Genomic DNA, 1028 nt, shown 5'->3' on the forward strand with positions numbered 1-1028 from the left:
TCAAAAGTAATGAAAATGTAAAGATAATGACTTATATTGTCTTTACATTATTGGTTTTTAGAGGAATTAACCATGTCCGCAGTCAATTTTAATATGCGTTTAGAAGAAGACTTGAGGGATAATGCAAATCATATTTTTGAAGAATATGGTTTAACAATGCCACAAGCATTTAAACTTTTTTTAAATCAGGTGGTGAAAACAAGAACTGTTCCATTAGCTTTTGACTATGCGAAAGAACCAACTCTGACCCCAACAGCAGTAGCAAAGTTGCTTCAATCTCTTAAAGAGATTGAAAATGGGGAGTACACCGAGTACGAAACAGTAGAAGAAGCCATCCAAGCAATGTCGGAAGAAGCTAATGGCTAAACGAAAAATAATCGTAACCAGCTCATTTAAACGAAATATTAAAAGACGTTACTTAGATTTAGTTACGGCTGAATGGGCTGAGGTACTGGACTGTTTAGTTGCTAATAGTCCATTGCCTGAAAAATACCTAGATCACCCATTAAAAGGTGGTGCTGAGTTTAAGAATTGTCGAGATTGTCACGTTAAACCTGATTTAGTCTTGATTTACAGGCTCGTAGGGGATGACATTTTAGAGTTACACCAGTTAGATAGCCATTCAGAGATTTTTGGCTAATTTTAGCTCGATGCTTTGAAATATGGCTTTAGCCATGTTTCAAAGCATCGAGCTACTTTACGCTAGTTGCACGATAAGAAAGTTTGAAAAGAAGCTAAGCATTGCATAGCCTTCAAAGAGTTCAATATGAGAATAAAAAATTTAGCTCAAATTTTTATAATTATTACATTGCTTACTGGTTGTATAGCGAAGTCCCAACCCGTATCTAACTCCATAGAGTCAGTAAAACCTATCATTTTTATTAAACATGCTAATTCTGGTTCAAGAGTAACCATTACTGGTGGGAAATTGCATGTAGATCCTTATGGTTGTATTCGGCTTGGTAGTGATACCGGTTCATTTATTATTTGGGCTAATAATCATGAGTTAGAATATACAAAGGACGGTA

General features: G+C 35.3%; 2 protein-coding genes and 1 pseudogene. All 3 read left to right on the forward strand.

The features are described 5' to 3' along the window. Positions 1-72: 72 nt before the first annotated feature. Complete coding sequence (locus FTV37_RS17690; RefSeq protein WP_180064363.1) at positions 73-366, forward strand: type II toxin-antitoxin system RelB/DinJ family antitoxin; 294 nt, start codon at positions 73-75, stop codon at positions 364-366. Then, the gene (locus FTV37_RS17695; RefSeq protein WP_180064364.1) at positions 359-640 is read left to right on the forward strand and encodes a type II toxin-antitoxin system YafQ family toxin; all 282 of its coding nucleotides are present in this window, start codon (positions 359-361) and stop codon (positions 638-640) included. The genes FTV37_RS17690 and FTV37_RS17695 overlap by 8 nt, the downstream gene beginning before the upstream one ends. Positions 641-766: 126 nt before the next feature. Next, positions 767-1028: pseudogene (locus tag FTV37_RS17770) on the forward strand (hypothetical protein); the annotation flags it as partial.

The sequence above is a fragment of the Acinetobacter sp. YH16042 genome (assembly GCF_013417245.1).
Taxonomy (GTDB): domain Bacteria; phylum Pseudomonadota; class Gammaproteobacteria; order Pseudomonadales; family Moraxellaceae; genus Acinetobacter; species Acinetobacter amyesii.

What these genes read in the sequence shown, in the direction of transcription:
- FTV37_RS17690 (WP_180064363.1), top strand. Translation starts at nt 73, where the DNA reads ATGTCCGCAGTCAATTTTAATATGCGTTTAGAAGAAGACTTGAGGGAT.
- FTV37_RS17695 (WP_180064364.1), top strand. Translation starts at nt 359, where the DNA reads ATGGCTAAACGAAAAATAATCGTAACCAGCTCATTTAAACGAAATATT.